Source organism: Drancourtella sp. An12, assembly GCF_002160935.1.
Classification (GTDB): Bacteria; Bacillota; Clostridia; order Lachnospirales; family Lachnospiraceae; genus Sellimonas; species Sellimonas catena.
In genome coordinates, this window is sequence record NZ_NFLO01000002.1 from 189244 (window position 1) to 215028 (window position 25785).

Consider the following 25785-nt stretch of genomic DNA (forward strand, 5'->3'; position numbering starts at 1 on the left):
CCTCCCCTGATTTTTTACCTCATACCATATCCGCGTTTTTCTCAATCGTTTCCTTAATAATCGCTTCAAAATACGGCGCGAGATGTTTTCTTGTCTCTTTGTCCAGATCTTTTGGATATACCGGCTTCCCGTACTCTACGACCACATGAGTCTTCCGGACAAACGGAAAATGGGCTTCAAAAATCTGAGCGGTATTATTCAAACTGATCGGGACAATCGCACATCCCGCCTTTTCCGCAATCTTAAAGGACCCCTCTTTAAAAGGAAGAAGACTTAACTCTTCTCCGGTATTTCGCGTTCCTTCCGGGAAAATACAGATGGAAATCCCGCTCTTTACATAGTCAATCGCCTGAAGAATCGTTTTCATGCCCTGCTTCGGATCTTCGCGGTCCAGAAACAGGCAGTATACATACTTCATCCAGGTGGAGAGAAGAGGAATCTTCTCCATCTCCTTTTTGGCAACATATCCGGTGAGCCGCGGGCATCTGGAATAGGTCAGCAGAATATCGAAATAACTTCTGTGATTTCCCACAAACAGGACCGGCTCATCCGGAATATTCTCAAGTCCGATCACCGTAGCATCTACGCCCGCGATTTTCAGGATACATTTAAAACCCCACTGCACAATCCGCAGGGAAGAAAGATCGCGCATCTGCCGGTTTTTCTTTCCGATCAGCCATTCCACGAAAAAGACCGGTATGGAAAGAATCAGATAGACAACCAGATAAATGACAATACAGATAAAGCGAATCATGGGGATACGCTCCTTTCCATAAAATTTAATAGACAGTATGTCGAAAAAAGACGTACTTACAAAGTAACACTATTATACTATAAAAATGCGCGAAAAGAAATCAAGATTTGGTATTTTTTATGGGAAGTTTGTGTAAGATAATAAAGAGAAACTGCAGGATCGCATGGAATGAGCAAAAAAGCAGGAAATTTCCGAAAAATCATCTTCTCCTGTACTGCAGTCTTCCTGATTTTATGCATGTCCGGATGCTCTGTCACGGACCTGGGAGGAACGAAAAAGCAGGAGCTGGACTTTACGGTCCTGGAAAAGGAAGACATACCGGAGGAATTAAAGACTCAAATCGAAGAGAAAAAGGACGAACCGATGAAGCTGACGTACACGGACCAGGGACAGATGTACCTTGTCAGAGGGTATGGAAAAAAGGAGAGCAGCGGATACAGCATTGAGGTAAAAGAACTTTACGAGACCGAAAACGCCGTCCATATCCGCACGGAGCTGAAAGGACCGGGAGAAAAGGAACAGGTCATCGAAAAACACACATGGCCTTATCTTGTCGTGAAACTGGATTATCAGGACAGACATGTTGTCTTTGAAGAATGAGGAGGTTCCCTATGGAGTTGGTAAAAAAACAGATTATGAAACAATGGAGCGGAAAGCCGGTGACAGACCAGTTTCTGATTGATGAAGACTACAATGTGCCGGACAACAAAAAGGATATCAAAAAAGTCATGCAAAGCGAAGGAACGCTGCGGATCGAGGAAATCCGAAAGGTGGATCATTATGTGAAAATCCATGGAAAGCTGATGTTCAAAATTCTCTATGTCACCGATGAGGCGGATGAAAAGATGGCAGAAATCTCCGGACAGTTCCCGTTTGAAGAGATGGTTTACACAGAAGAGGAACGGGGAGACTGGCTGATCCGAAGCACCAGAACAGATGTGACGGCGGTGATGATCCATTCCAGAAAGCTCAATATCCGGACCATGGCGGAGATGGTGCTGGTTCCGGAAGCCGGAGAGGAAGGCGAATTGACGATAGACGTGGACGGCGTCGACCGGTGCTGTAAGAAAAAGGAGACCCGGAAGATTCTGAAGATGCTGACTTCCATCCGTGATACATACCGGATCAAAGAGGAAATCCACCTTCCGAAAGGGAAAGAAAATATTGCCTCCCTGCTGTGGACGGATATCAAACCGCAGCGGCTGGATACGAAACTGATACAGGACGGACTGATCGTGGAAGGGGAGCTGCTTGTTTTTGCCTTTTATGAGACGCCGGATGAGACATTGAACTGGATCGAGGAGCCGGTACGCTTTGAGGGCAGAATTCCGTGCCCGGGAGCAGACGAGACAATGTTCCACCAGATCGACAGCGCTTTTACCGACGAAAACGCGGAAGTGCGGCTGGATGAGGACGGAGAAATGCGGATTGTCGGCATTGAGGCATCGCTGGAAGTGAAAGCTTCCGTTTTCGAGGAGGAAGAAGTGGAAATCCTTCAGGATCTGTATTCTTTAAGCTGCAATCTGACAGCTGAAAAGGAGAAGGATGAATATGAGCAGATGGTGATGCAGAACCACCTGAAATGCAGTGTCAGCGAGACCCTTTCCCTGCCGGAACTCAAAGACAATATTTTTCAGATCTGCCATACGTCGGGCAGCCTTGAAATTGTCCGGACGGAAGCGAAAGAAGAAGGAATTCAGGTAGAAGGAATCCTCCACATCGGATTTTTGTATGTCAAGCCGGATGATGATATTCCGTTTGACACCTGGCAGGGCATGGTCCCGTTTTCCTGTATGCTGGAATGCAATGAAATGTATCCGGATATCCGCTGTTCCTTAAACGGCTGCATCGAACAGCTGACAGTCAACCTTCTGGGACAGGGGAAAGCGGAGATTAAGGCTGCCGTCTGCTTCCGGGCGCTGGTAAGGAAACCGGTGGAAATCGAAAATATCAAAGGCATTACCATGGAAGAACGCTCGATGGAAGAACTGGCAAAGAGACCGGGTATTGTAGGGTATGCAGTCAAAGACGGAGATGATCTGTTCTCCCTTGCCAAGCGGTTCGGAACGACCGAAGAGAGCATCTGTGAGGTCAATGGAATCGAGAAGGAAAAAGGACTGCGTCCAGGTGAGAGGATATTGATTTTTAAGGAAAATTTGAGTATACTATAAGAAAATGTATACAAAATACATATTGTCCGTTTCTTCTATATATATAGAATCTTTTATAAGATCCGGAACAGGAAGAAAAGGGCAGGAGAGAAAAGAGGATAAACTAAGGAGAGATTGGATGGAACGAATTCAGTTAAAAGCACTTGGAAAGATTAATCTGGGGCTCGATGTACTTGGAAGAAGAGAAAACGGATATCACGATGTCAGGATGATCATGCAGACCGTCTACCTGTATGATGAGGTCACGCTGGAAAAGCGGAAAGAGCCTGGCATTACCGTTGCATCCAATCTCGTTTTTTTGCCGACGGATGAAAGCAACATTGCGTTTCGTGCAGCAAAGATTCTGCTGGATGAATTTGGAGAAAAGCACGGAGTTTCCATCACGTTGAAAAAGCACATTCCGGTGGCGGCAGGGATGGCAGGCGGAAGCGCGGACGCCGCCGCCGTGCTCTTCGGGATGAACCGGCTTTTCGGATGGAAATTAAGTGAAAAAGAACTGATGGAGCGCGGGGTCACACTTGGCGCGGATGTCCCGTACTGTATCATGCGGGGAACGGCTCTGGCAGAAGGAATCGGGGAAAAGCTTACCCGCCTTCCGGCCATGCCAAAATGCCACGTTCTCATTGCAAAACCGCCCATCAGCGTCTCCACAAAGATGGTCTACGAAAAGCTGGATTCTTCTGCCATCGTGGATCATCCGGACATTGACGGAATCATCGAAGGACTTCGGGCAAAAGACGTCACCCGTGTGGCCGGCTCGATGGGAAATGTCCTGGAGAGTGTGACAGAGAAACAGTACCCGGTGATCACGCAGATCAAAGAAGAGATGCTTCGCGGCGGAGCCATGAACGCCATGATGAGCGGAAGTGGACCTACCGTATTCGGCCTGTTCAGGGAACGCAGTATGGCAAAGAAAACAGCGGAACAGATTCGACAGAAGGGATTTGCAAGACAGATTTACACAACAACCATTCACAATGTACGAAAGAACAGGAGGAACGATTGATGGAAGCAGATTTTGGAGCAGAAATGAATGAGTATCTTCCGCTGCGCGACGTGGTGTTCAATACACTCCGCCAGGCGATTTTGAGAGGAGAGTTAAAGCCGGGAGAACGGTTGATGGAAGTCCAGCTTGCGAAAAAGCTGGGCGTGAGTCGTACACCGATCCGTGAGGCGATCCGGAAGCTGGAGCTGGAAGGGCTGGTACTGATGATTCCGCGAAGAGGAGCAGAAGTGGCGGAAATCACGGAGAAAAGCATGCGGGACGTGCTGGAAGTCAGACGGGCGCTGGAAGTGCTTGCGGTCAGCCTGAGCTGCGAGCGGATCACAAAGGAGCAGATTGAAGAGCTCAAAAAGGCGGCGGAAGAGTTTGACCGGTCGCTGACATCTGATGATGTGACAAGGACTGCCGAGGCAGACGTCCACTTCCACGACATCATTTACAACTCTACAGAAAACCAGAGACTGATCCAGCTTCTGAACAATCTGGGAGAGCAGATGTACCGGTACCGGGTGGAATACTTAAAGCACCGGGAATTCCATCCGCAGATCTCAAAAGAACACAAAGAGCTGATCACCTATCTGGAAGCAGGCGCAAAAGAGCAGGCGGAAGAAAAAATCGGCGTACACATCGACAAGCAGGCAAGAACCGTGCTTGAGACGATCCGCCGGAATAAAAATCCGGAAAAAGCAGAATAAATCAACCAGATCCGGCAATACTCCCGTTAGTAATGGAAACAACGGGAGGGACATGGATCATGGAAAAACGAAGAAATCTCATCATGGCAGCGTTAGCTGTCATGATTTCGCTGATGCTGACTGCGTGTGTCTGGCGCACGGAGACAGTCAGCGCAAAAGTAGAGAAAACACAGGAGCACATGGCAGAGGAAGTGCTGCGCTTCCATGTGCTTGCAAACAGCGACAGCAAAGAGGACCAGAACCTGAAAATGAAAGTAAAGGATACGGTTGTCTCCTGGATGGAAGAAGAGATGGATACAAAAAGCCTTGCACAGACAAAAGCATTTATCCGCTCCCACCTTCCGCAGATCGAAGCACTTGCCGAAGAGACCATCCAGAAGGAAGGATATTCCTATCCGGTCCGGGCATCCCTTGAGTGGACAGTCTTCCCGGAAAAGACCTACGGGGATATCACCTTTCCGGCCGGAACGTATGAAGCGCTCCGGATCCAGATCGGGGAAGCAAAAGGGCACAACTGGTGGTGTGTTCTGTATCCGAGCCTTTGCTTTATCGACAGCGTCCATGCGGTCGTCCCGGAAAAAGGGAAAAAGCAGCTGGAACATGTCCTGACAGAAGAGGAATATGAGATGGTGACAGCGACATCAAAATTCAAAATCAAATGGTTCTTCTTCGGATCATAAAGAAAAAGTACTTCAGGACAAAAGACGAAAGGGAAAAGGAATGACAGAATTTTTAGTAAGACGGTTTGTAAAAAACTACGAACAGACAGAGACGGTTGCGGTACGGACAGCCTACGGAGTACTGGCAAGTGTGGTGGGCATCCTCTGCAATGTTTTTCTCTTTCTTGTAAAAGGCGCCATCGGAATCGTACTTCACAGTATTTCCGTTACGGCAGACGCATTCAACAATCTTTCCGATGCCGGATCATCGATCATCGGTCTCGTCGGGGTCAAGATGGCGGAAAAGCCCGCCGATGAGGAACATCCCTTCGGGCACGGGCGGATCGAGTATATCGCGGCACTGGTTGTGGCATTTATCGTACTGCAGGTAGGCTTTACCTTCCTGAAAGACGCCGTTGGGAGAATCCGGAATCCGGAGATCCTCAGCTTCAATACCATTTCTGTTGTCATATTGATTCTGTCCATCGGAGTCAAGCTGTGGATGGCGGCGTTTAACCGAAAGCTTGGAAAAAGGATTGATTCCAAAGTCATGATGGCCACGGCAGCCGATGCCATGGGAGATGTGGCAACGACAACGGCGACAATACTTTCTGTATTATTTTTCCGTGTGACAGGCATCAATATCGACGGTTTCGTCGGAATCGGCGTGGCACTTGTTGTCATGTGGGCCGGAATCGGAATCGCAAAAGATACACTGGAACCATTGATCGGGGAAGCAGTCCCGCAGGAAACCTTTGATGAAATCACCAGATTTGTGGAATCCTACGACGGCATTGTCGGAACACACGATCTGCTGGTACATAATTACGGACCGGGACGGAGCATGGCGTCCATCCATGCGGAAGTGCCAAATGACGTGAATATCGAAGTTTCCCACGAGATCATCGACCGGATCGAGCGGGACGCCAGAAAATATCTGGGCATCTATCTTCTGATCCACATGGATCCGATTGAGACAAAAGATCAGGATGTGCTTCAGATCCGGGAAAAGGTGGAACACATTGTGGCCGAGACCGATCCGGAAGCAAGCATTCATGACTTCCGTATGGTGCCGGGCGAACATCAGATCAATCTGATCTTTGACATGGTGATGCCCCACGGGTATGATAAAGAAGAGGAAAATACACTGCTTCATCTGGTGATGGAGAAAATCCGTCATCTGGACGAGCGGTATCAATGCGTAATTACGATGGAAAAAAGCTATGTGGCAGAATCAAAAGAAAAGTAAAAGAGGGATGATATGTACGAGGTGAAATCAAGAGTACGGCTCAGTGAAGTGTCGGACAACGGATGCATGACACTTCCGGGCATAATCAATTCGTTCCAGGACGCAAGCATCTTTCAGTCGGAGGATCTTGGCGTAGGAACGAAGTATCTCGAAGAACAGAAAAAAGCATGGGTGCTTTCTTCCTGGCAGGTAGAAATCCTGCGCTATCCAAAACTTGGAGAAGAAATCCGGACCTGCACCTGGCCGACCGGATTCCACGGATTCTTCGGTGACCGGAATTTTGTCATGAAGGATCAAAATGGAGAAGTCACGGCGTATGCCAACTCAATCTGGGTTTACATGGATCTGGCATCCGGACGTCCGACCCGGCCTTCCGAAGAGGAGATCAGCCGTTACGGGATGGAAGAGCCGTATCCGATGGAATATGCATCCCGGAAAGTGTCGATGCCGGAAGGAGGAGTCAAAACGTCTCCGATCAAAGTCAGGAAGTATCATATTGACACGAACCATCACGTCAACAACTGCCAGTATGTGCAGATGGCGGTGGAACTTCTGGAAGAAAACGGGATGGAGCCGGACTTTTCCGGCCTGCGGGTAGAATATAAGAAATCAGCGGTTTACGGAGACATTCTTTATCCGTCATACAAGATAGAGGACGGCATTTCGACGGTAGCGCTTGGGGATGAGAATGGAAAACCGTACGCGGTTGTGGAGCTAAAGCATAAAGGAGAACAAAACGATGAAATTGGGCGAAAAGCAAGTATTGACGATTGAAAAGCAGGTAGACTTCGGAGTATATCTGGGAACGGAAGAGGAGCATGTCCTTCTTCCGAAAAAACAGGTACCGAAAGGGGCAGAGCTGGGAGATCCTGTGGAAGTCTTTTTATACAAAGATTCCAGAGACCGTCTCATTGCAACGACAAATGAGCCGAAGCTCACCCTCGGAGAACTGGCGGTGCTGGAAGTGATCGATACCGGAAAGAACGGCGCATTCCTCGACTGGGGACTGGAAAAGGATCTCTTCCTTCCATTCAGGGAGCAGACCGGACCGGTGAAAAAGGGCGATCACGTTCTGGTAAGCCTTTACATTGACAAAAGCTCCCGCCTGTGCGCGACCATGAAAGTCTACGAAAAGCTGTCCTGCGATTCCCCGTACCAGAAAGACGATATGGTGGAAGGAATTGTCTACGAACTCAGTGACCGCTTCGGTGTCTTCGTGGCGGTAGACGGAAAATACTCTGCCCTGATCCCGAAACGGGAAGTGTACCATTCCTACCGGGTAGGCGAGACGATCCGTGCCAGAGTATCTGCAGTCAAAGACAACGGAAAACTGGATTTAAGCGTGCGGGAAAAAGCATTCATCCAGATGGATGTAGACGCGGCAAAACTGATGGACTACATGGAAAAACATGGCGGCCGGATTCCATTTACGGATAAGGCGGCGCCGGAAACGATCCGCACGGAATTTGAGATGAGCAAAAACGAATTCAAACGGGCGGTGGGACGCCTCTTGAAAGAGAAAAAGATTGAAATCAGGGAAAAGGACATTGTCCTTGCAGGCAAATAAATCATATAAGAAACAAACAGGAAAAAGAAAGGAGAAACGCAGATGAAAGTACAGAACATTACGGACATTGACAAATTTTTTGAAGTAGTGGACAGCTGTAAAGGAAAGGTGGAACTGGTAACAGGAGAGGGTGACAGACTGAATCTCAAATCAAAACTGTCTCAGTATGTATCTCTGGCAAATATCTTTTCCAACGGAGAAATTCCGGAACTGGAAATCATTGCCTATGAAAAGGAAGATATCGACAAACTCGTATCCTTCATGATTAACGGCTAAGAAAACAAAACAGAATCAAAGAAAGCAGGGCGGAAGATCAGATCTTCCGCCTTTTCAATACATTTTGCAAGCGTAGAAATACAAAAAGGAAAAGGGAAAATCGGAGAATTCGAGGACAAAAATGATGATTTCATGGCCAGCAGGGCGAAAATTAGTGAGAAATGTAGTACAATTTCATCAGGACGAAAAGATAGTTAAGTTGAGGGCGCAGGGAGAAAAAATGAAATTTGCCAAAGTAGAAGTCGAAGGAATCAAACTTGCGGTCTCAAAATTTTACAAAACGGACGCACTTCAGTGCAGGAAGATTTTATTAGAGAGCATTCAGTGGCTGAGGGATCGGTATGAGCGTTTGAAAGAGGAAGAAGATCTCAAGAAAGCGCTCTGCCATATGGAGGCATATGGAGAGCTTGGCTTTTCATACGACGATGTAAAAGATGAGGCGGAAGAGATCTTCGGCCTGCTGGAAGCGGACAAGGAGGTGAGAAAAGAGTTTCGGAGACATTTCTGCGAAAAGATCGTCGTCAACAAAACAAGAGTCAACCGTCTGCTTGGACGATGGAATCCGGCCCGGCATTCTATGAGAATCAGTGATGCGGTGGATGATATCATCCGCAAGGTGACAGAACAAAAGGAGGGGATCTCCCTCTATCATTGCGGGAGAAAGCTTGTAGAAGACGGGGAAGACGGACTGTGGGAGCATACTTTCCGCCTGCAGATACAGGATGGAGAAGCAATTTTCCACGATGTCAACAATAATCAATACTATCTTCTGCTGAAGGAGGAGACACATGCTGAAAATTGTAATTGTAGATGACGATAAACAAATGCAGGATATGATCCGGGACAAAATCAAAGAAACAGCGGACGCATTTCTGAACACACAACTTCTGGTTTTCTCATCCGGAGAAGCATTTCTGGAGTATGCGAAGACACAGGAATACGGAGAGGAAGGGGATATCTTTTTCGTGGATATCGAACTTGGAGACGGTATGACCGGACTTGAGCTTGGAAGAATTCTGCGGAAAACCTACCCGAATCGTGGACTTGTGTTCCTGACGTCCCATACGGAATTTGCGCTGGAAAGCTATGAGATCGAGGCAGATCAGTATATTCTGAAAGAAACGATGGATGAACGGCTGCCGCACATTCTGGAAAAGCTTATGCGCCGGCTGGGTGCAGAAAAGAATGACTATCTGAAACTGAAACGTCAGGATGAACCGGAAGAAAAAGAACAAAAAGTCTATTTCCGTGAAATTATTACCGTCCATAAGAAAAAGATGGGAAAATATGCAGAATATGCGACCTTCCACGGGAACTTCAAAGAGCGGATTTCTTTAAGCGAATTGATGAAAAAGCTGGACAGTAATGAATTTTTCCTTGCAGATCGAAGTAATATTATCAACCTCCGCAATGTCCAAAGTATCAAGGGCAATACGATCTACATGGAGGAAGGTCATGAACTGGAACTGAACCAGTACCGGATCGATGCAGCGAAGAAAAAGATTGAAGCTTACTGGAGGGAACGGGAATGGAACGACAAATCCATGTCATAGTATTGATTCTGCTTTCTATCTTTGAAGTATGGATGTGCTATCAGGTATTATACCGGACGGCGCTGGAGAAGAAATGTCTACGGAAATGGAAGCAGGTGCTGATCTGGGGGAATATTCTGGTGTCAGGCACCCTGTTGGGGATCAATCGAAAAATCATTTTTTTCTCTAGTACCATGTTTATATTCATCATTTTAGCTACGCTGCTCTGTGCCTGGATTGTAGAGAGAAAGAATATGCTGATTAAAATAGAGATCATTACTCTATTTTACACGATTCTTGCGCTGTTTGATTTTTTCTGCGGATTTATCACTATGGAAGTGATTGGAAAACAATTTTGGATAGAGATTTATAAGTTCTCGCAGTCCATGTTGCAATGTGTCCTGTTTTTGATACCAAGAGCAGTTGCAATTCTGTTTTTGATGAAATGGAAAGAAAAAAGTTTGATTTTGAAAGAGAACAGAAAGATCCTTGCACTCCTTTGCGTTGTATTTTTAGGAATTTTGCGGATTTATACGACAACTATGATCAATATGGTAACAAGTACCAGAACGGCGCAGGGCTGGAGTGCGGCAGTTTCGCTGGTGTTTGTAGGCACACTGACAGCAGGAGTCGTTATGTTTTTTCATCATTTTCAAATGCTGAAAACGGAAAATAAAATGCTGTTGGAACTGGAAACATTGTCTGAAAACCATATAAAAGATATGGAACTCATGATGGAAAAGAACAGAATACAGACCCATGACATGAAGCATCATCTGCTGATTTTGCGTGAGTATGGACAGGAGAAACAATGGGATTCGCTAATGTCATATCTCAACGAGTTGTCGGATGACATTTTGGTACAAAAGAAGACGGTGTGGACTCAAGTTGGAATTTTGGATACCCTTCTGGAACAGAAAAAGACAAAAGCAGAGTCAAAGGGGATCGAAGTTCGTGTCCAGGCGGATCGAATCGTAGGACTGCCTTTTTCAGATATGGAAATCTGCACCTTATTCAGTAATCTTTTGGACAATGCCATCGAAGCCTGTGAGAAAATCGAGGATGACAGGCGGTGGGTTGCGATACAGATCACACGAAAATCAGGGATGCTTTATCTTACCATTTCCAACAGTATCAAAGACAGACCGGCAGAACAAGAGGGAAAATTGATTACGAATAAACAAAATCATCAACTGCATGGGTATGGGATCAAAAGTGTACAGAAGATTGTCCGTAAATACGAAGGAGACTTTTCTTATCAGATACGTGAAAGTGAATTTATAGTAACCATTACATTTTGGAGATTAGAGGAGAGAAACGAAATATGAATCAAGAAGTGTATTTGTATACTGCCGGAGACTTAAAAAGCGAATTAAAAGAAATAAACGGGATGCAAGATCTGGAATTGGAAGAAGCAGTAGAGCGTTTTACTAATCCGGCTGGAGATACCTTTTTAACAATCTTATGTTGCTAATTATTTTAAGAGCAGGATGTTCATGCGAGCATCCTGCTTTTTTCGGAGGAGCTTATGAAAGATACGTATTTGTGGGAGAGAGAGTATAGAAAAGACCAGAAGAAACCAGCCAATGAAAAGAAAAAGCAATACTGGGAGCAGCTTTTAGGAGAAGCTTTGGTGTCGGAACTTCAAAAGCGACATCCTGACTTTCAGGCATATCTGGAAGATCAAAGATTTGAGCGAAAAGAAGGGACTTACACGGGAAGTTTGCGTGTGGAATATAGGGAATGGAATGATCCATCAAAGGAGATACGAAGAAAGATTGGAGATACGAAGCTGTTTTTTGCAGAATTTTACCAGCCTTTTTTGATAACAGGAATAGAGGAATTCAAACGTCAGTTACATACCGGGAAAGAGCAGATCACTTCGGGCGTATATGAAGATTTTGGGAATGAACTGGCGGTCCGTCTGCAAAATATGGCACTTCGCACTTTGATTGCGGAAATGCATGGTTACAAGCAAAGGGGAATGCTAAAGGGAGCGGACTCGAAAGAGGAGTATCAGGACTTTTGCAGAATATGTGGAAGAAAAGAGTTTTTCTATTATATCGCAGCCACCTATCCGGTTCTGATTCGATGTATCCGGGAGCGTATAGAGTGTCAGATCCAGTACTATGTACAGGTAGTGCAATGGTTCCGGGAAGATTCTGATAAAATCGGGGAACTCTTTTTTGACGGGGGAACTCAGGGCAGGATCACAGGGATAGAATCGGGACTATCGGATCTTCATAACGGTGGGAAAGAAGTACTGAAAATATGTCTGGAAAACGGGAAAAAGCTACTTTTAAAACCTCGTTCTATGGAGAATGAACAGTTTTTCACAAGGCTTCTGGGGTGGATCAGTGAAAGGACGGGTTCAAGCCAGTATCATTATAGAATCCTGTCCTGCCGCGACCATAGCTGGTGTGAAATCGTGGAATATCAAAGCTGTGAATCGGAGCAGGAGATCCGTCAGTATTACAGACGACTGGGAGAACAGCTCTTTCTCTCCTATCTCCTTGGAACGAGTGATATCCATGCGGAAAATCTGATTGCCTGTGGAGCATATCCGGTGATTGTGGATCTGGAAGCATTGGCACGACCGGGGAAAGAGATACAGGCAGAGTCAGCGGAGGATGCAATTTATTCCTGGATCCGGGAATCGGTGATTGGAACAGGAATCCTGCCTTTTTATGTGTGGAACAAAGAGGGAGAGGGAATTGACGGGAGCGCCATTCACAGCAAGAAAGGTCAAAAGCTTCCATTTCAGATTCCGGCGGTGGCGGAAGAAGAGACTTCCAACATGTATATCACCTACCGGGAGGGAGTTACTTCCGCAGGCAGGAATCTTGCATGGATGAAAGGAAAAGAGGAAACGATCACGGCATATGTGGACGATCTTCTTAGAGGATTTTCCGAGGCGTATCAGGCAGTGGAGAAAGAAAAAAGAAGCTTTCAAAGTGTTCTGGAAGAAGGGAAAGGACTCAAAAGCAGGGTTGTTTTGATGCATACGCAGCGGTACGCGATGCTGTTAAACAGTTCCTATCACCCGTCCCTTCTGATGGATGGAGCGGATCGGGAAATCTTCCTGTGTTCCATTGGACAGGGACGCCGGGACAGGGAAGAGCGGATTGTCCGGGAAGAAATCCGGGCATTGCTGCGGGGAGACATCCCATGCTTTTCCAGTGGAATGGATGAGAAGAGCTTATATGCCGGAGAGGAGAAGTGTGAGGAAGCCTTTTTTCAAAGGACAGCATACAGCCGGATTCTGGAACGTCTGGGAGGGATCGGTCAATCGGACCGGAATAAGCAGTGTGATCTGATTCGTACATCCATGGAACTTATTCCGGAGAATAAAGAGCATTTTGTGAATCAGATATACGAAGTCAGAGCGGACGAGGAATTTGAACGGACGGTGAATAAGGAAAGTCTGGATCGGGTCATTACTATGCTGTCAGACAGATTGTGCAGTTATGCGCTCTGGAATCAGAAGAGGAGCGAGGTGAGCTGGCCTGTCCTTCGCTTTGCTTCTTCCGGGAGCTGTGCGTGGCAGATCCGTCCGATGGGTATTTACTTTTATGATGGATTAAGCGGGATGCTGCTCCTTACTACTGTGATGCAGGAAAAACAAAAATCCGAAAGAATTGAGAGAATTCAGAAAGCGTTACAGAGACAGTTGTTTCGATATACAGATGAGGGGATGGAAGATCTAAAGAATCTACAGTCCCAAAATACCGGGGCGTATACAGGGGAAAGTTCTGTCGTCTATACCTATTTAAAACTGTATCAACTGACAAAGGAAGCGATTTATTTACAGTATGCCAGAAAACATGAAGAAATCGTTTCAAAAATCGTTCCGAAAGATACTTGTGCCGACCTGCTTGGAGGGAAAGCGGGAGCAGCATGGATCTTCCTTCAGATGTTTGAGCAGACGGGAGAAGAGAGATATGTGAAGGAGGCAGAAAAGGCGGTCTACTCTATGCTCCCGCAGGCGGTGAAGATGGATTGCGGAATCGGATGGAAATTGGAAACAGGAGAAAATCCAGTCAGTGGAATGGCACATGGAAACGCAGGAATTTTGATGCCGGTTCTTGCACTTTGGGAACTTACGAAGAAACAGGAGTATGAAATCCTGGCAGAAAAGATCCGGGAATATGAAGAGAGCCTTTATGATGAAAAAAGAGGAAACTGGATCGATCGAAGGAAAGATAAGGAAGAAGGAGAAGATACCGTAGCATGGTGCCATGGGGCGGCCGGAATCTTACTTGCGAGGCTGTGGTGCTATCAACGTGTGACGGACAGAGCATGGAAGGAAAGGTTGAAAAACGATATTGAAAGAGCGTATCGAAAAACAGAAACATACTGGAAACGCGACAGCTGGAGTCTGTGTCATGGAACAGGAGGTAATCTGTGGATTCTGGATATCGCAGATCGGGTACTTGGGAAGGAACAAAAGAACAGGATGGATATAGACGAATTCCGATTACTTCCACAGGAGAGATTGAATCCGGGGATTATGGGCGGATATGGGGGAATATTGTTATATCTTCTGCAAAAAATAAACTGAAAACAAAAAGAATATAAATCAAAGAACAGAAAAATAAATTAAATAAAAGAGTATTGAAAAAACAATAATGATGAATTAAAGTATAACTAACATAACAGAGAAAAAAGAGAGAATGAGGTGATGCCGGTGTATTTTAAAATATAATATTTTTTGAAAAACAAAAAGGCGTTTTGATAAGTAGAGGGATGGTTGAATAATCTACTCAGCACCAGCAAGGGGTGAATTATGAAAAGAAAATCTAAAATCAATTACCCGGCGATACTAGTGATCCTTACTGCAGTCGTATATGAGTTTATGTATAAACAAAATTTTTCTTCAATCTGGCTCAATTTTGTATCAACGATGGCTTCGGTCAGTTTTTCGATCTATCTGTTTTTTGAATGGAAAAAATCTCGCCGCCGTTTTGAACTGATATGCTTTATACTTTCTTTAATCCCAATATTTATTATTGGCAGTTATGTAATCAGAGTTTTGATGAAACAATAGATGCAAAGGAAATCTGGAGGAACTTGGGAATGGATCACCAAACTATAAAGAGAATATTGGTATTCTCCTTGTGTGCAGTCATAATAAGCTTGTCAGGTTGTTCTAAGGGAGAAGAAGAGCAAAAAGAGAAAGAAGTAGTAACTACGGTACTGGAAAAATTGTTTACAATTCCAAATCAGAAAATGCAGGATGCCTATGAAGAAGCAACGAAGATGGCAGAGCAGGATTCTTCTGAGACAACAGAACCGGGTGCATATGGAGTATATGATTTTCAAAAGTTACTGGAAGAAATGTACGGTTCATATTTTACAGAGGAAGGAATTGAAAGTATACCGTACTGGATTTATACGAATTTGAATGTATATGCTGCGGATCGGGATGTGACAGTTACGTTTAAAAGTGCGGATGTCCAGCCGGAAGAAAGCTCGGAGGGAAATTATTATACATTTGTAACTGAATTGGAGTATTCTATTGGTGGGGAAGAGGCATCGTTTGAACAGAATGGAACGGTACTGTTTGAAGATGGAAAGATCAAAAATATTTACTTTGCGGATGGGCTGATGACAGAGATTGAAAATCAACTGTTTATGTAAGAGATGACAGGAGGAAGGTAAAGATTGCTACCAGATACAAAACTGGTAGCAATCTTTTTTGAATATTTATTTGTTTGTCTAGAAGAAAATGAGTCAGATAGGATGGAAGAACTTCTTCTGTTGGTATCATTGCAGCTGAAAAAATAAAATTGTCAAGATGCATGATGAGAAAGGAAGCTGTAAATTGGATACGGAGGATTTAACTCAAAAAAAGAAAAGTACTGATATGTCTAAAGTTAATTTTTATGTTTAAAAACTGAATCTTATAAACGATTATTCTAGTAGAATTTTGTAATATCTTTAAAACAATTTTAATAACAAGAAAAATGGAAATTAGAGGACAGAAAAACCAAAGTCAAGGACAAAATATTGAAATCGTATTATCTGTAAATTATAGTAGGGTAAAAACGTGAGCAATAATTCATTTTAGATTTAAGAGAGAGGCAGTGGATTATCATAATGCCTCTCTTTCCTTAAGGGAAATTAGGAGAGGTGGGGAAAAGATGAAGACAGATAGAAAAAGCAAGTGGATCAGGTGCATACAGCTTGGCGGAGGCATTCTTGCGGTGTTGCCTTTGTTTTTTATGAAATTCCGTGCCCCAGGGGCATCGCTTTATTGGCCGAAAATGGCTGTCAGGATGATGCAAGAAGACGGATTCCACCCGGAATATCTGATTTTTGTTCTGACTTCGCTTTTTGTGATGGCGTCGGTGATCCGGATAGTTTTCATCCTGCGGGGAAAGAGACAGGGATGGTATTCCTATCTGCCTGTAGTGAGTCTGGTGGTGTATGGAGGAATGCTCGCGGTCATCACTAATACGATGGATCTGACACTTTATGTTAATTTTCCGCTGTATTATATCATCGTTTCCATAGTGGAATTTTTGAGTGTAAAATATTTGGAGCAGCAGGAAGAAATCAACGAACGGTACGAGACGATTCAGGAAGAAGAACGAAGAGAAAAAGCTCACCGAAAGAAGGCAGACTATTTTCCGGGAAAATATCCAAAAGAATTTTATCAGGTCATTCGGGCGAACCTCCGGTACCGGGGGAAAGATCAGGCAGTTTTCATTATGGCAGGGGCGATGCTTGCCGCAATTTGCTACATCGTTATTGCCATGTATCAGATGACAAATCAGCTCTACGGAGGAAAAGGGGAAACGCATACTGCCCTGGTGAGCGTCATGTTCGGGGAAGGCATCCATGGACTGTTCAAAAGTCTGGCACTGATTTTAGGAATTTTGAGTGTCTTGATGATGACCCTGGTGACTTCCTGGTATATGAAGGAGCAGAAGAAGGAATATCGTCTGATGGTGATCCTTGGAATCCGGAAGAATACGGCGTATCGTATTTTTCTTGCGGAGTTTTTCGGTAATCTTCTGATCGGTGCGCTCATAGGAATCCCGGCTGGAGCTCTGGGATCGGTCTTTATGAGAATGTCATTTGCGAAAAGCTTTCCTAAAAGTGTAGATCTGCCGGGAGTGGTGAGTGTTTCCCGGTTTCTGACAGGATTTCTGGTGTACCTTGTTTTGATGCTTTTGGCGCTTGGGTTCAATCAGGAAAACTTTATCGCTCTTGGAAATTCGACCAATCTGACCGAAGAAAAGATAAAGGAGCGACGACCGGAACGAAATCTGGTGTTTGTGGTTATCCTTGGAATCTTCTTTTATGTCCTTGGAATGAAGTGGTTTTCCATCCGGGGATGGGCAGAGATGAAAGTGGTTTACGTCCTTCCGGTACTTGGAATCCTCGGTCTTCTCATGGCGGGAATGGGACTGTGGCTGAAAAGACGAAAATGCCGGGCAGCATATTATCAGGGATTGTTCCGGTGGCATACATGGTATTACCATTTTTGGAAGAATGCCTGGGTGATGTTTTACCTCTCGATTATTCAGTTTTTACTTCTGTCGATGTTTTCACCGGCATTTATCAGTTCGATGATGAAGCAGAATGTAGAAACCATGTACCCGTATGATCTTGTATGTACGGCGTATGAGTCAGATCTTCCGGAGCTGGAACAGATCGTAAAAAAAGCCGGAGCTGATGTCATCGAGTACCCGATGGTGAGAATGACATCCTTATATGGAAGCGATCAAATTCCATCGTGGGCAGGCCCGCGCCCAGTGCAGTGGCCGCAGGGACAGCATATCGCCATTTCCGAGACTTCTTATCACCAGATGCGGGAGAGGATGGGAAAGAAAGCAAACAATCTGGCACTTTCCGGGGAGGATATGCATGTCGTCTATCAGCAGGATCTTTCCGTCAAGACTAATACCATTGACTGGGATACGACCAGGATCGAAAAGCACCTGCGTTTTGGACAGCCTTTACAGTATTATGATACGGTAGACTATGAAAAAGCCTTTCCGAAACGTCGGATTGTAAGCGAAGAGAGGGACAGTCTGATTGGAAGTTTTCAGCAGGGAAAGCAGGAGAATCTGATTGTCCTGTCTGATGAATATTTTGAAAAAGTATGGAAGAAAATCACATCCCACAATCAGGAACACTGGGCGGAGCGGGAACATGCATCAGAGGAAGAGTGGATTCTTTATACCGGAACTCACACAGGCAATCTGACGGAAGGACCTACCATGCTACTTTGTATAAATGTCCCGGATGGAACAGAAAAGCAAGTCGCAGAGCAGATGGAATATTTGAAAGAGAAAAACCGGTTTGATCAGCTTTGGCACCGTTCGATCCAGCCTTTCTATGAGAAGACACAGATGATCCAAAATACGGAATCAGAAATCCTTCTGACCCGGACAGCAAACGGGTTTATATTGCTGATCCTGCTGATGATGGCAGTCTTTCAATATGTTCTGTTTGTCAGGGAAGAGGAAAGAAATTGGAAATGGGAGAATGACTTTTTGGAAAAGCTGGGAATGAAACAGAAAGACAGATGGGAAAAAATTGTATTTCAGCTCCGCTTTTTCATTCTTCTGCCATTAGTTCAGGCGTTGATCGGCGGAGTGTTGTTTGCTGCACTTACAAGGAAGGCGAGATTATTTACCGGGGAAGAGGGTATGGAATATGCAATGACTCTTGGCATTGTGTACCTGATATATGCCACAATTTGGCTTGGGATCTATCTGGCGATGAAACATGATATCAAAAAAAAGAGTGATAGATCACGGGTTCCGTTGTACAGAAAACAACCTTGAGACGAAATCCGGCAATGTAGATAAGAAGATGGGGGTGTGATATACTAAAATCAATAAAAAGAAACCCAGAATTTGACAGGAGGTTGGTGTCATGGATAAGAATCAGGGCTAAAAGTAGAACTGTAAAAAAGAAATTTGATATTATTTATTAGCGCAATTTACCGTAATGTAATTGTTCTATAATTATTTTTAAAAAGAGGGGTGATTATATGAAATTTTTACGCCGTCAGAAACCGCTGCCTTTATTTTTGCTTTTTTTAATTATCCTTACTATAGGGGAGGGGGTAGGTATGGGGCTTGCTTCGTACTTTCACAAACCGCTATCTGGGTTAGAAACCTTTCAAATGATGATTCCGGCTACGGCAGCGTTTTTAGTCTTCCGGATTTTGGCGGGACAGACGCAGCCATTCCCGAAATATGTGTGCAGAGCTTTTTTTGCAGCAGATATTCTGTTTTTGATCGCTGTTGTCTTGGAAAGTGTGCTTCTTCCGGTATCCTTAAGTCAAACTGTGAGTCCAATATTGGTTTTGACCGGTATAGTATTTTTTGATCTTGCTCTTTTTCTGGAACCGGCAGAGACAAAAGATGCCTATGGGCTGCTGTGTAAAACAAAGATCAAAACAATACTTTTTTATTTGTTTTTATTTCTGATTCTTCAGGCAGGCAACTATTTCATCCAAACTGTTTTTGACTATTTTTCCGGAAACCGTCACGCATTTTTGGATTTTATAGAATTATATAGTCATTTTCCTTCGGCTCTTCTTCGACTGCCCTTTTTTTTCCTCTGTGTGTTTCTTCCATATTTCGGAGAAGAATACGGTTGGCGCGGTTTTCTGCAGCCAAGGATGCAGAAACAGTTTGGGATGAAAAAGGGACTGATTTTGACAGGAATGATATGGGGTGTCTGGCATTTGCCTCTGTATTTGTTTCGCTATCCGTCATCAACACTTTTGCAGGAGCTTCTTCATCAAATCGCTTGTTGTGTGTTGATCGGTATCTTTATGGGATATGTCTACTTAAAAACAAAGAATATTTGGATTTGCACAGCAATTCATTTCCTGAATAATGCAATGATAGGTACACTCTTTCCTTCTGTTGCAGAGTCCGCACCATCGAGTTCGCTGGAAGATCAAGCAATAGGGATTTTAGCTATTTTCCTCGTATATGGATTTTTCATAGGTTCCAGGGTATTTCGGGAGAAAAAGATTCTTGAGGATCTTCTATTGCCGCGAACCAGATAGAGAGGTGAGATTCCCGTTAGTGTAACTTGGAAAAAACAGAAAATTTTGAATGGGGGGGCGGGTATTGATAAGACAATATATGCCGTGATAAAATATATTCAAATATTAATATATTATATTTTATGGGCTGGGGGAAAAGATAATGTTTAATAAAATTATTCTCAAAAATTTTAAAAGTAATCTACATAATTACATTTTATTTTTCATCAGCAACATTGTTGCGGTGGCGGAGATGATCGCATTCTGGGGCATGAATGACATTGTAACAAAAGCAATTACAGATAAGGTGACGGCAGCGGCACTGAAAATGGACTTCAAGATTGCAGCCGGACTCATTACCGTCATCACTGTTTTGCTGATGGTTTTTTCTATGAAGCACTATATTCAGCTTCGGATGAAGGACTATTCCACCTTTATTATTCTTGGCATGAGGAAACGAACCTCCTATCTCATGATGCTGACTGAATATGTGGCAGGATGTGTGCTTTCCCTGATTCTGGGGATTCTGCTTGGAATCGGGCTGTTATACGGCATCCAGTACTGGATCCGGGGTATCTATCCGGAGTTTATCAAGATCACGGCATTTGACTGGAAGATTCTGAGAAATGCCTGCGGTCTGAGTATCGGAATTATGGCGCTTGTTTTCGTGGCGCTGATTACGTGGATGGACGGGAAGGATATGAGCGCCTTCATGTCGTCCGCAGAGCAGAATGAGAAACGTCCGGTCAGCGGGCGGTGGCTTCTGCTGGTTGTATTGGGTATTGTTCTTCTTGTGATTGGGGAAGACATGTATCAGGGTTCGGATTCTATGTATCTGACGTCCCATGCGGTCTTTCCGGCAGGCATGGTACTGATTGTCGTGTTTGGACTGGCGTGGGTGCTGGAGCGGTTTCGGAAACGGAAAAAATCTTATCTGCGCCATATTTTTCAGCTAAACCAGTTGTACAGTAAATTCCAGAATAATTTGATGATCCTGATCCTTCTGTTAGTGATTCACTTTTTTGCTCTGACCTATCTGACAGTGGAAATTTCCAGCCTCCTGCCCCTTGATAGGTACCGGGAGAACTATCCGTATGACAGTGTATGGATTGCAAGGGAAGAGGACAAAGAGTATGCAAAAGAACTGGCTGAAAAATATGACGGTACCGTAACAGAGTTTCCGATGCTGCGTGTCACAACCGCTTATACAGCACAGCAGATCGGCGTGTCCGCCTCCACATATCAAAAACTGACGGGAAAAGATTGTGATCTGGAAGGACGCGAGATCTGGTTTGGCATGGAGGATGCGGAATTTCGGAAGGAAAAAGATATAACGAACTGGGACAGTCATGATTTGTATGAAGATGTGTTTGTAGGAAATTATGATCCAGAGTTTAATATGGTCATGCTGAAGAATACAGAGGAAGGGAAACCGTATCATTACGAATTGACGAAAGCTTTCACCCAGAGTCTTATCGGACAGTATTCGCTGGATCAGTACCATGAAAACATGGTTATTTTTTCCGATGAGTTCTTTGAAGAACGGTGGCAGGAAGTGCGGAGGGACAAGACGGAAGCTTCCGAGCTTTACCTGTTTACTTTCCCGGCGAGGGAAAGAGCGGATGCATACACAGAACTGACTGCATATAATGATGCCAATGGAATCAAAAATAAGAATGAAGTAATGATGGAGAACAGTCTGTACAATACGGATGAGTTTTTGAAGGGACAGCGGATGCGTGCGGTATTCAGCCTGTCCAGCAAGCTGTTTTTGATGGCGACCCTTCTGCTCAGCGGATTTTTCGTTGTGGCATTGAAGAACCTGTCGGAGATGACATCTTTCAAACGGCGGTATGAGTTCCTGAATTATATGGGAATGAAAGAAAAGGAGCAGCGAAAGAATATCCGGTTTGAGACAAAGATTTTGACAATGATTTCGGCAGGAGCGGCGTTTGTCATGGGTGTGCTGTATGTATGTTCCTATCTGTATCAGCAGAATACCGGTGGAGGCGACGGAGTCGGAACCGAATTCTGGAAGTACTGGGCGGCGATCATGATCGCCTATTTAGTGGTAGTATATTTAATCCAGCAGTTATTCGGATGGTATGTGATCCGCAGATTAAAACGTGAGAGGAGGAAACAGGGGTAATGCATGTACTGGAAGTAAAAGATTTGATTCGGAATTATCAGAAGTCGGCCTTTAAAAAGAGCGAGGATGATATTAAAGTCCTGAAAGGACTGAATTTTACCGTGGAGGAAGGAGAGTTCGTCGGCATCATGGGAAAATCCGGGTGCGGGAAGACGACTCTTCTGAAGGTACTTGGCATGATCGACAAGCAGACGGACGGAGAGGTCTTCTTTATGGAGCAGAATACCACCGACCTTTTCGGGGATAAGCTGGCGGACATCCGAAGGACCAAGATCGGATTTATCTTTCAGGATTTTTATTTGATGGACAGTCTGTCCGTGGAAGAAAATATCATGCTGCCGATGATCCTCGGAAAAGAAAAAGTGGATGTCATGACAAAGGCGGCGAAGAAATATGCAGATCAGTTTGAGATCACCCATCTGCTCAAGAAGAATCCGTACGAACTGTCCGGAGGAGAAAAGCAGAGAGTGGCGATCTGCCGGGCGCTCATCAACGACCCGGATCTGGTACTGGCGGATGAGCCGACGGGGAACCTGGACTCCAAGTCCGGGAAGATCGTCATCGACGCTCTGAACCGGATCAACCGGGAGTTCGGAAAGACCATCGTTATGGTAACACATGATCCGCAGATGGCAAGCAACTGCAGCCGGATCATTCTATTGAAGGACGGGGTGATTCTGGATACCCTCAACCGGGGAGACAATCAGGATAAATTTTATCAGGAGATTATCAGCCGGATGGCAGATCTGTAAAATGGGAAAAATGTTTAAAGGCAGTTTTTGAAAACGAGGAAAAGTCAATGACTAAAGTTTCGACGGATACGCGATTTATGCGTATCCGTTTTGTAATTATGTTGTAAAAAATGTCAAAAAAATTAATGATGACAAGGGATATAGATATTGAAAATGAATAGTCTGAATGTTATTATTTAGACAAATTAGAGACGAAAAAACATTGTAAACATAAACGTGTTTTTGGTAAGAGGTGAGACCGATGGTGCGTAAAGCAAGAGGATAAAAAGTTCATACGAAGCCCGGGGGAGGCTGGAGGTGAAGGTGTTATGAAGAAGAGATCGAAATATCAGCAAAAGATCTGGTGGTGCCGCCTGATTGTAAGTGTCGTTCAGGTTTTACTGTTTTTGTTTTGTCCCATCATACTGAAAGAAGGGAAAACATGTGGCGCGAGGGTGATTTTCACTATGATAGTGGATACGGGATTTCAGATCCGGTATATTCTGTTGATGCTCTGCATGCTGCCGGCTCTGCTTTATCTGATTCGTTTTATCCTTTTGATCCGCAATAAAAGTCTTGGTGTTTTGGAAAAACTTTCTGCAAAGACGCTGTGCTGGCTGGGAATTTCTATTTTTGTTGTGTCAATGCTGCCGCTTTCTCCGGATGATTTCAACAAGACGGATATAGCGGGCATGATGCTTGTATACTGCCTGTTTGTTTTCATCGGGGGAATTGAGTTTTTATACTGCCGTTGTCAGGAAACGATAGAAGACACCGAGGAAGAGGTGATTGCGGCTCGGGAGAAAGAGAAGATCGACAGACAGCACCGGAAGAAGGCGAATTACTTTCCGGGGAAGTACCCGAAGGAATTTTATCAGGTGATCCGCAGGATGTTCCGGGCCAGAATGAAGGTGCAGGTATTGATGATTGCTTCGGAAGCTTTTGCAGCAGCGAGCCTCTTTATCGTATTTTCCATGTATGGAATCATGAAAGATACTTATGAGATGGAGAGTTCCATTACCGGGGATGGGCTGTATGGCCTGTTTCGTAGCCTTGGTCTGATTCTGATTCTTTTACACCTCGTGATGATGACGATGATGAGTGCCTGGTATATCAAAGAAGCGAAAAAGGATTTCCGTCTGCTTGTTATTCTTGGAATCAGACGGCGGACAGTCTACATGCAGTTTCTGCTGGAATTCTGGGCGGGCGTGCTGATCGCCGCAGTGTTTGGTCTGGGAGCAGGGGCGGCAGGAGCGTCTGCAATGCGGATGGAGCTGCAAAAAGGGATCCCGGGCGGAGCGGTATTTCCGGAAGTCGTTACCGGAAACTATTTTCTCATCGGACTGATTTCTTTCCTGATTCTGATGGGATTGTCATTGGCTTTTAATCAGGAAAACTTCATTGACCTGGGACAGTCCGTGGATAGAAATGAGGACGTACAGAAGGAAGAACGATTGAGGAAAGGAATCAGTCTTTGGATTGCAGGAGGATTGTTTCTGGCAGCTCTGGCGGTGGGATGGTATTCGGTCAGAGAATGGGCGGAGAGCAGGTTCATCCATATTTTGACGGTTCTGGCAATGTTCCTTCTGCTCGCCGGCGGAACAGCACTGTGGATGCGGATACGGGAGAGAAAGCATAGATATGATACCGGTCTTTTGAAAATGAACCTGTTTTATCACAAGTTTGAGAGTAATATAGAGCGTCTGTTTCTTCTGGCAGTGATCCAGTTCCTTGCGCTTGGGATGTTTGCGGCGCCGATGGCGGGGGCATGCATTCCGCAGAAGATTTCGTCCATGTACCCGTATGATATCGTTGTGACGGCATATGAGCCGGAGCTTGAGAGGCTGGAAGCGATTGCGGATAAGTATGAAGCACGGGTTACGCAGTATCCGATGCTTCGGATGACTTCCATCTACGGGAGCGATAAAATCAAGCCGTGGAGAAGGACGACCAGACCAATCCAGTGGCCGCAGGGACAGCAGATTGCCATTTCGGAAAGTACCTATCAGCAGATGTGGAAATTTATGGGAAAAGAGCCGAAAAAGCTTTCACTGCAGGGCGAGGAGCTGCATGTAGTGTATCAGCAGGATCTTTCTGTCAAGGCACATACGATCGACTGGGATACCGGACGCCTGGAAAAGCATTTAAGATTCGGCCAGCCTCTGGAATATTATAATCCGGATGATTTTCGCAGATTCTTTCCGGTCAGAACCATCGCAGGCGAAGAGCGAGCCAGCCTGACGGGAAGCTTTCATCAGGGAATGCAGGACAATCTGATCGTGTTGACAGATTCGTATTTTCAGGAAAATTATGACCGGATCACGGCATATAACAGGGAAAACTGGGAGACGAGACAGAAGATGACGAGAGAAGAGTGGCGGATGTACACAGTCCGGCATCCGGAGAATCTTACAGAGGGACCAACGACACTCTTCTGTATGAATCTGGATGATGCCCTTGTGGATCAGGCAGCAGCGGATCTGGAATATCTGAACGAGGAGCAGGATTTTGACACGGTATGGGACAATAATATTCAGCCGTTTTATGTGAAATCTCAAATGATCGTCAATACAGAGTCGGAAATCTTTTTTACGAGAATGGGGAATGGATTCATTCTGCTGGTACTGATGATTCTCGGAGTCTTTCAGTTCTTTGTAAAAGTCAAGTCGGAAGAAGATAACTGGCGGTGGGAGAATATCTTCCTGAAACGTCTTGGAATGCACGAGAAGGAACGAAAAGCCAAGCTCCGGTATCAGATCCGGATGTTTGTACTCATACCGGTGCTGTCCGGGATCACGGGAGGAGTTATCTTCGCGGCACTGACTGCAAAGGCAAGGCTGTATACCATGCAGGAAACGTTACAGTTCGCGGGATATCTTGGAATGATCTATCTGATCTGGATTCTGGTGTGGGCAGCGGTCTGTCAGGTGATGAACTGGAATATCTGGAAACATGTTGAGAAAGAATAGGGAAAAAGT

Annotated in this window: 21 protein-coding genes; 20 read left to right on the forward strand and 1 reads right to left on the reverse strand. The window is 45.0% G+C overall.

Annotated features, from left to right (window positions below):
* Positions 1-19 precede the first annotated feature (19 nt).
* Positions 20-754 (reverse strand): lysophospholipid acyltransferase family protein, encoded by a 735-nt coding sequence (locus B5E64_RS03175; RefSeq protein ID WP_087167086.1) that lies wholly within the window; start codon positions 752-754, stop codon positions 20-22.
* Between the two features lie 168 nt (positions 755-922).
* On the opposite strand from B5E64_RS03175, the gene B5E64_RS03180 reads away from it, so the two are divergent.
* The 20 genes from B5E64_RS03180 to B5E64_RS03275 all read left to right on the forward strand — a co-directional run bounded on the left by B5E64_RS03180 (position 923) and on the right by B5E64_RS03275 (position 25776).
* On the forward strand, positions 923-1354 hold the full coding sequence (locus tag B5E64_RS03180; protein ID WP_087167087.1) for a protease complex subunit PrcB family protein: 432 nt from the start codon (positions 923-925) through the stop codon (positions 1352-1354).
* A gap of 11 nt (positions 1355-1365) precedes the next feature.
* Positions 1366-2925, forward strand: a complete 1560-nt coding sequence (locus B5E64_RS03185) for an SPOCS domain-containing protein (RefSeq protein ID WP_087167088.1) — start codon at positions 1366-1368, stop codon at positions 2923-2925.
* A gap of 118 nt (positions 2926-3043) precedes the next feature.
* The gene (gene ispE, locus B5E64_RS03190) at positions 3044-3931 is read left to right on the forward strand and encodes a 4-(cytidine 5'-diphospho)-2-C-methyl-D-erythritol kinase (RefSeq protein WP_087167089.1); all 888 of its coding nucleotides are present in this window, start codon (positions 3044-3046) and stop codon (positions 3929-3931) included.
* The gene (locus B5E64_RS03195) at positions 3931-4623 is read left to right on the forward strand and encodes a GntR family transcriptional regulator (RefSeq protein WP_087167090.1); all 693 of its coding nucleotides are present in this window, start codon (positions 3931-3933) and stop codon (positions 4621-4623) included. Before ispE ends, B5E64_RS03195 begins: the two co-directional genes overlap by 1 nt.
* Positions 4624-4682: 59 nt before the next feature.
* Complete coding sequence (gene spoIIR / locus B5E64_RS03200; protein ID WP_087167091.1) at positions 4683-5303, forward strand: stage II sporulation protein R; 621 nt, start codon at positions 4683-4685, stop codon at positions 5301-5303.
* Positions 5304-5343: 40 nt separating this feature from the next.
* Positions 5344-6531, forward strand: coding sequence for a cation diffusion facilitator family transporter (locus B5E64_RS03205; RefSeq protein WP_087167092.1), 1188 nt, complete (start codon positions 5344-5346; stop codon positions 6529-6531).
* Positions 6532-6543: 12 nt separating this feature from the next.
* Positions 6544-7305 (forward strand): acyl-ACP thioesterase domain-containing protein, encoded by a 762-nt coding sequence (locus B5E64_RS03210; RefSeq protein ID WP_087167093.1) that lies wholly within the window; start codon positions 6544-6546, stop codon positions 7303-7305.
* Positions 7271-8098 (forward strand): S1-like domain-containing RNA-binding protein, encoded by an 828-nt coding sequence (locus tag B5E64_RS03215; protein WP_087167094.1) that lies wholly within the window; start codon positions 7271-7273, stop codon positions 8096-8098. Before B5E64_RS03210 ends, B5E64_RS03215 begins: the two co-directional genes overlap by 35 nt.
* Before the next feature lie 42 nt (positions 8099-8140).
* A complete protein-coding gene (locus B5E64_RS03220) occupies positions 8141-8374 on the forward strand; it encodes a polya polymerase (RefSeq protein WP_087167095.1) in 234 nt (77 codons plus the stop codon).
* 220 nt (positions 8375-8594) lie between these two features.
* Positions 8595-9188 carry a hypothetical protein gene (locus tag B5E64_RS03225; RefSeq protein WP_087167096.1) on the forward strand — a complete coding sequence of 198 codons (594 nt, stop codon included), beginning with the start codon at positions 8595-8597 and terminating at the stop codon, positions 9186-9188.
* The gene (locus tag B5E64_RS03230; RefSeq protein ID WP_087167097.1) at positions 9163-9927 is read left to right on the forward strand and encodes a LytTR family DNA-binding domain-containing protein; all 765 of its coding nucleotides are present in this window, start codon (positions 9163-9165) and stop codon (positions 9925-9927) included. Before B5E64_RS03225 ends, B5E64_RS03230 begins: the two co-directional genes overlap by 26 nt.
* Positions 9903-11234, forward strand: a complete 1332-nt coding sequence (locus B5E64_RS03235; protein WP_087167098.1) for a sensor histidine kinase — start codon at positions 9903-9905, stop codon at positions 11232-11234. The genes B5E64_RS03230 and B5E64_RS03235 overlap by 25 nt, the downstream gene beginning before the upstream one ends.
* Positions 11231-11380, forward strand: coding sequence for a hypothetical protein (locus tag B5E64_RS17960; RefSeq protein ID WP_162610124.1), 150 nt, complete (start codon positions 11231-11233; stop codon positions 11378-11380). The genes B5E64_RS03235 and B5E64_RS17960 overlap by 4 nt, the downstream gene beginning before the upstream one ends.
* 54 nt (positions 11381-11434) lie before the next feature.
* Complete coding sequence (locus B5E64_RS03240; protein WP_087167099.1) at positions 11435-14467, forward strand: type 2 lanthipeptide synthetase LanM family protein; 3033 nt, start codon at positions 11435-11437, stop codon at positions 14465-14467.
* 575 nt (positions 14468-15042) lie between these two features.
* Complete coding sequence (locus B5E64_RS03250) at positions 15043-15546, forward strand: hypothetical protein (protein ID WP_087167101.1); 504 nt, start codon at positions 15043-15045, stop codon at positions 15544-15546.
* Between the two features lie 503 nt (positions 15547-16049).
* Complete coding sequence (locus B5E64_RS03255) at positions 16050-18707, forward strand: ABC transporter permease (RefSeq protein WP_087167102.1); 2658 nt, start codon at positions 16050-16052, stop codon at positions 18705-18707.
* A gap of 209 nt (positions 18708-18916) precedes the next feature.
* Positions 18917-19948, forward strand: a complete 1032-nt coding sequence (locus B5E64_RS03260; RefSeq protein WP_087167103.1) for a type II CAAX endopeptidase family protein — start codon at positions 18917-18919, stop codon at positions 19946-19948.
* A 142-nt stretch (positions 19949-20090) separates the two neighbouring features.
* Positions 20091-22076 carry an FtsX-like permease family protein gene (locus tag B5E64_RS03265; RefSeq protein ID WP_087167104.1) on the forward strand — a complete coding sequence of 662 codons (1986 nt, stop codon included), beginning with the start codon at positions 20091-20093 and terminating at the stop codon, positions 22074-22076.
* Entirely contained in the window at positions 22076-22828 is a 753-nt protein-coding gene (locus B5E64_RS03270; RefSeq protein WP_087167105.1) for an ABC transporter ATP-binding protein, read from the forward strand. Before B5E64_RS03265 ends, B5E64_RS03270 begins: the two co-directional genes overlap by 1 nt.
* Positions 22829-23136: 308 nt before the next feature.
* A complete protein-coding gene (locus B5E64_RS03275; protein ID WP_087167106.1) occupies positions 23137-25776 on the forward strand; it encodes an FtsX-like permease family protein in 2640 nt (879 codons plus the stop codon).
* Positions 25777-25785 lie beyond the last annotated feature (9 nt).

What these genes read in the sequence shown, in the direction of transcription:
- B5E64_RS03175 (WP_087167086.1), bottom strand. Translation starts at nt 754, where the DNA reads ATGATTCGCTTTATCTGTATTGTCATTTATCTGGTTGTCTATCTGATT.
- B5E64_RS03180 (WP_087167087.1), top strand. Translation starts at nt 923, where the DNA reads ATGAGCAAAAAAGCAGGAAATTTCCGAAAAATCATCTTCTCCTGTACT.
- B5E64_RS03185 (WP_087167088.1), top strand. Translation starts at nt 1,366, where the DNA reads ATGGAGTTGGTAAAAAAACAGATTATGAAACAATGGAGCGGAAAGCCG.
- ispE (WP_087167089.1), top strand. Translation starts at nt 3,044, where the DNA reads ATGGAACGAATTCAGTTAAAAGCACTTGGAAAGATTAATCTGGGGCTC.
- B5E64_RS03195 (WP_087167090.1), top strand. Translation starts at nt 3,931, where the DNA reads ATGGAAGCAGATTTTGGAGCAGAAATGAATGAGTATCTTCCGCTGCGC.
- spoIIR (WP_087167091.1), top strand. Translation starts at nt 4,683, where the DNA reads ATGGAAAAACGAAGAAATCTCATCATGGCAGCGTTAGCTGTCATGATT.
- B5E64_RS03205 (WP_087167092.1), top strand. Translation starts at nt 5,344, where the DNA reads ATGACAGAATTTTTAGTAAGACGGTTTGTAAAAAACTACGAACAGACA.
- B5E64_RS03210 (WP_087167093.1), top strand. Translation starts at nt 6,544, where the DNA reads ATGTACGAGGTGAAATCAAGAGTACGGCTCAGTGAAGTGTCGGACAAC.
- B5E64_RS03215 (WP_087167094.1), top strand. Translation starts at nt 7,271, where the DNA reads ATGAAATTGGGCGAAAAGCAAGTATTGACGATTGAAAAGCAGGTAGAC.
- B5E64_RS03220 (WP_087167095.1), top strand. Translation starts at nt 8,141, where the DNA reads ATGAAAGTACAGAACATTACGGACATTGACAAATTTTTTGAAGTAGTG.
- B5E64_RS03225 (WP_087167096.1), top strand. Translation starts at nt 8,595, where the DNA reads ATGAAATTTGCCAAAGTAGAAGTCGAAGGAATCAAACTTGCGGTCTCA.
- B5E64_RS03230 (WP_087167097.1), top strand. Translation starts at nt 9,163, where the DNA reads ATGCTGAAAATTGTAATTGTAGATGACGATAAACAAATGCAGGATATG.
- B5E64_RS03235 (WP_087167098.1), top strand. Translation starts at nt 9,903, where the DNA reads ATGGAACGACAAATCCATGTCATAGTATTGATTCTGCTTTCTATCTTT.
- B5E64_RS17960 (WP_162610124.1), top strand. Translation starts at nt 11,231, where the DNA reads ATGAATCAAGAAGTGTATTTGTATACTGCCGGAGACTTAAAAAGCGAA.
- B5E64_RS03240 (WP_087167099.1), top strand. Translation starts at nt 11,435, where the DNA reads ATGAAAGATACGTATTTGTGGGAGAGAGAGTATAGAAAAGACCAGAAG.
- B5E64_RS03255 (WP_087167102.1), top strand. Translation starts at nt 16,050, where the DNA reads ATGAAGACAGATAGAAAAAGCAAGTGGATCAGGTGCATACAGCTTGGC.
- B5E64_RS03260 (WP_087167103.1), top strand. Translation starts at nt 18,917, where the DNA reads ATGAAATTTTTACGCCGTCAGAAACCGCTGCCTTTATTTTTGCTTTTT.
- B5E64_RS03265 (WP_087167104.1), top strand. Translation starts at nt 20,091, where the DNA reads ATGTTTAATAAAATTATTCTCAAAAATTTTAAAAGTAATCTACATAAT.
- B5E64_RS03270 (WP_087167105.1), top strand. Translation starts at nt 22,076, where the DNA reads ATGCATGTACTGGAAGTAAAAGATTTGATTCGGAATTATCAGAAGTCG.
- B5E64_RS03275 (WP_087167106.1), top strand. Translation starts at nt 23,137, where the DNA reads ATGAAGAAGAGATCGAAATATCAGCAAAAGATCTGGTGGTGCCGCCTG.